The organism is Streptomyces coryli (assembly GCF_011044975.1).
GTDB lineage: Bacteria > Actinomycetota > Actinomycetes > Streptomycetales > Streptomycetaceae > Streptomyces > Streptomyces coryli.
In genome coordinates, this window is sequence record NZ_JAAKZV010000404.1 from 1 (window position 1) to 4,386 (window position 4,386).

The window sequence follows — 4,386 nt, forward strand, 5'->3', positions numbered from 1 at the left end:
ATAAGAGACAGCACCCCCACCATCCTCGTCGCCTCGGAGCCTGACGACGGCTCCGAGGACTGGCGCGACCTCCCCGACCGCACCCTCCTCACCGCCACCCTCGCCACCGGCGTCCGCACCGAGCCCGTCACCCCGATCGACGCCACCGACACCCGCAACTTCCCCGACTCCCCCGACGCAGACGAAAGGGCCCGCGCCGCATGACCTCCCGCCCTGGCACCACCGCCGCCGCCCCGTTCACCGTCGACCATCTGCTCCCCGACGACTTCTTCAGCAACGCCCTGCGCGCCGACGCCCGCGCCGGGCTCACCTCCGTGCCCAAGTCCCTCCCACCGCGCTGGTTCTACGACGCCCGCGGCAGCGAGCTGTTCGAGGAGATCACCCGGCTGAAGGAGTACTACCCGACCCGCGCCGAGCGGGAGATCCTCGAGACGCGCTCCGCGGAGATCGCCGCCGCCACCGGCGCCCGCACCCTGGTCGAGCTCGGTTCCGGCTCCTCGGAGAAGACCCGGCTGCTGCTGGACGCCCTCGCGGCGGCCGGCACTCTCGCCGGTTACGTCCCCGTGGACGTCTCGGAATCCGCCCTCACCCAGGCCGCCGCCCGCCTGCAGGAGACCTTCCCCCGGCTCGCCGTACACGCCCAAATCGCCGACTTCCAGGAGCACTTGGGCCTGGCCGACGACGCCGACAACACCGACGACGCCACCGAGGGCCCCCGCCTGCTCGCCTTCCTCGGCGGCACCATCGGCAATCTCGAACCCACCGAGCGCGCCGCCTTCTTCACCCGCGTCGCCGCCGCCCTCCGCCCCGACGACACCCTCCTCCTCGGTACGGACCTGGTGAAGGACCCGGCGACCCTCATCGCCGCATACGACGACGCGGCCGGTGTCACCGCCGAGTTCAACAAGAACGTGCTAGCCGTCCTCAACCGCGAGCTCGACGCCGCCTTCGACCCGGACGCGTTCAGCCACGTGGCCGTCTGGGACGCCGAGCGCGAGTGGATCGAGATGCGGCTGCGGGCCCGCGAGGACCTCACCGTCAAGGTCCGCGGCCTGGACCTGGCGGTGTCCTTCGCGCGGGGCGAGGAGCTGCGGACGGAGGTCTCGGCGAAGTTCCGCCGCGAGGGGATACGGGCCGAGCTGGAGCGGGCCGGCCTCGAGCTCCGCCACTGGTGGACGGACGCGGCCGGCCGCTACGCCCTCAGCCTCGCGGGGCCATACGAGAGGAGCACCCGCTAGTCCTGCACGACTTCCTCCAGGAACGGCTCCAGCGCCCGCCGCCAGCCCTCCGGGGAGTCGTAGTGCACGAGGTGGCCGGCGTCGGGGATCTCCGCATACCGCCCCTGGGGCAGTACGCGGACCATCTCCTGCGCCTCCGCCCGCCCCAGCTCACCGTCAAGGCCGCGCACGACCAGCGCGGGGCACTGGACCTGGGCGAGCTCTTCCCAGTGCGCGTCATGGACCCAGGTCTCGCGGGCCCGGAGCATCTGCTCGGTGCTGAAGACCGGCCGCCAGCCGTCGGCGCTCTCCATCATCACCTCGGCATAGAACTCGCCGCGCTCCTGCCGCGGCCGCTCCAGCCAGGGGTCGTCCTCGCCGAACCACTTCCGTACGTCCGCGAGCGTGGCAAAGGGCACCGGCCAGGTGGTGAACCACTCCGCCCACTCCCGCTGCGACTGCGCGCCCAGCGCCGAGGCCCGCATGTCGCAGATCACCAGCGCGCGGACGAGGTCGGGCCGGCGGGCGGCGAGCTGCCAGGCGGTGAGCGCGCCCATGGAATGGCCGATGAGGATGACGGGCGCGAGGCCGAGCTGCTCGATGACGGCCTCGGCGTCGGCGACGTAGGCATCACGGTCGTAAGGGCCGGCGTCGGGCTTGTCGCTGCGGCCGTGGCCGCGCTGGTCGACGGCGATGGCGCGGTTCCGCTCGGCGAGCCACCGGGCGGTGGCCGCCCAGTGCGATGCCCGGCCCATCAGGCCGTGCAATAACAGCACGCTGGGCCGATCCGCCGCTGCCGCATGGCGATCGGCCGTCCCGCCCTCGGGCAGCCCCTTGGGCGGATCGGCATACTCCCAAGCGGCGAGCTTGACACCGCCCGCGCCCGTCACATCGATGCGACGCACCATGAAAGCCGGCACCCCCATTTCGGGAACAAATATGCCCTAGAGCAAGCCTCACACTATCGAAAATCTATTCGAGCTAGCGGTCCCGTCTGCCAACACCCCACGATCGGGTGACCATCGGCCAGGGTTGACGGCCCTCCCCGTGGGGAGGACTGAGACCGTGCGGCGGGCCGTTGGGGAGGCCGCCGCCGGCGGGGGGCGACCCTGAGAGCTCGGGGCTCCGGGTCGGCAAGGGGAGGCGGGGCCCCGGCGACGCCAGGCGCCGGGGCTCTCGTCATGCGCGGGGTCACCACATCTGCCCCCTCCCCTGGGACCGGCGAGGGTTCACCACAGCCGGAAGACTCAGCGACAGCGTCGCACGCGCGGACGCTTCCCGCTGCCCTTCCGCCGGGATTGGTTCGGTATGTACGCGCTGCCGCGCACCCGCCCTGCCCGGCCCCTGCGAAGCCCCTCGTCAGCCCTTGGCGACGAAGACATGCGAGGCCACCTCGGAGTCCAGCTCCGCCGCCTCGCCGCTGCTCCCGACCAGTACCCCACCGGCGGAATCCGTCACGCTCACCACGGCGCCGGGCTGCACGCCGGCCCGCCGCAGCGTGTACATCAGCTGGGCGTCGGTCTGGATGGGCTCGCCGATGCGCCGCACGACGACGGTCTTGCCGTCCCCGCCCGCGCCCAGCTCGGAGAGGCTGACCAGACCCGCGTCCAGGAAGGGGTCCACCTCCTGCTTCTCGCCCAGCTCCTCCAGGCCCGGGATGGGATTCCCGTACGGCGACTCGGTCGGGTGCCGGAGCAGCTCGAGGACGCGGCGCTCGACCGCCTCGCTCATCACATGCTCCCAGCGGCAGGCCTCGGCATGGACCTGCTCCCACTCCAGGCCGATCACATCGACCAGGAGACACTCGGCGAGACGGTGCTTGCGCATCACGCGGGTGGCCAGCTTGCGGCCCTCCGCGGTGAGCTCGAGATGGCGGTCACCCGCGACGGTGACCAGGCCGTCCCGCTCCATGCGCGCGACGGTCTGGCTGACCGTGGGACCGCTCTGGTCGAGCCGCTCCGCGATTCGCGCGCGCATGGGGACGACGCCCTCCTCCTCCAGCTCGAGGATGGTGCGGAGATACATCTCCGTGGTGTCGATCAGTCCGGACATGCGTGCCCCTAGATGTCTTGTGCGGTGGCCCTGCCCTCTATTCTGACGCACCGCGCTGACAACCGGGTCTTGCATGCGCGAACCCCCTGGTTTATGGGGCGCGCGGGAACTCCACGCGCACCGTCAGCCCGCCGCCGTCATTGGCCTCGGCGCGCACCTCGGCCCCGTGCGCCCGGGCGATCGCGGAGACGATGGACAGCCCCAGACCGACCCCCTCGCCCAGCTGGTGGCGCCGCGCCTCGGCCCGCCGGAAGGGCTCGAAGAGCAGCGATACGGCCTCCGGGTCCACGGTGGGCCCGGTATTCGCGACGGTGAGCTCGGCCCCGCCCGCGCTCACACCGCCCGTACGGATCTCCACCCGCCCCCCGCGATGGTTGTAGCGAACGGCGTTCGCGACCAGGTTCTGCACCAGGCTGTCCAGCAGCACCGGGTCCCCCTCCACCTTCGCCTCCCCGGCCGCCAGCTCCACCTCCACCCCGGCCTCGGCCGCCTCGGGCCCCACCCCGAGCGTGGCGGCGGAGGCAAGATCGTCCAGCGCCACCTCCTCGCGCCGCTCCAGCCCCTGCTCGGAGGCGGCGAGCAGCAGCAGCCCCTCGATCATCCGCTCGCTGTCGTCGGAGATCTCGATCAGCTTCGTACGGATCTGCGCCACCCGCTCCGCGTCCGGCTCCCCCGCGAGCCCGATCTCGGCGGCGGCCCGCTGCAGGGCGAGCGGGGTGCGCAGCTCGTGGGCGGCGTTCGCGGCGAACCGCTGCTGCGCCCCGACCAGCCGCTCGATCCGGTCGAGCATGCCGTCGAACGTGTCGGCGAGCTGCTTGAGCTCGCCGGGCGGGGCGCTCAGCGCGATGCGCTCGTGCAGGTTCTCGGCGTTCAGCTGCCGGGCGGTGTCGGTGATCACCGAGACCGGCCGCAGCACCCGCCCGGACATCCACCAGGCGAGCAGGATCGAGACGACGGCGAAGACGGCCAGCGCGATGAGCGAGACGGTGAGGAGATCGCTGAGGGTGGCGCTGCCGACGGTGTCGGCGACCCGGGTGACGGCCAGGCCCTCCCGGGGCGGATCGGTGATCGACGGGTCCGGTGAGGCGGTCGCGGCGGGTGAGGGGGTGGCGTGCGG

The 4,386-nt window shown here is 72.4% G+C and carries 4 protein-coding genes and 1 pseudogene; 2 read left to right on the plus strand and 3 right to left on the minus strand.

Translation table 11 applies throughout. The features are described from left to right. Positions 1-204: pseudogene (locus G5C51_RS40140) on the plus strand (hypothetical protein); the annotation flags it as partial. Then, on the plus strand, positions 201-1,238 hold the full coding sequence (gene egtD / locus G5C51_RS40145; RefSeq protein ID WP_165245592.1) for an L-histidine N(alpha)-methyltransferase: 1,038 nt from the start codon (positions 201-203) through the stop codon (positions 1,236-1,238). The pseudogene G5C51_RS40140 and the gene egtD, both read left to right, overlap by 4 nt. On the opposite strand, the gene G5C51_RS40150 is transcribed toward egtD, so the two are convergent. The 3 genes from G5C51_RS40150 to G5C51_RS40160 form a co-directional block, all read right to left on the minus strand. Beyond that, positions 1,235-2,125, minus strand: coding sequence for an alpha/beta fold hydrolase (locus G5C51_RS40150; protein ID WP_165245594.1), 891 nt, complete (start codon positions 2,123-2,125; stop codon positions 1,235-1,237). The two genes, egtD and G5C51_RS40150, sit on opposite strands and share 4 nt — an antisense overlap. Before the next feature lie 451 nt (positions 2,126-2,576). Further along, a complete protein-coding gene (locus G5C51_RS40155) occupies positions 2,577-3,269 on the minus strand; it encodes an iron-dependent transcriptional repressor DtxR (RefSeq protein WP_165245596.1) in 693 nt (230 codons plus the stop codon). Positions 3,270-3,360: 91 nt separating this feature from the next. Beyond that, the coding region (locus G5C51_RS40160; RefSeq protein ID WP_165245598.1) for a sensor histidine kinase at positions 3,361-4,386 on the minus strand (1,026 nt) is incomplete at its 5' end.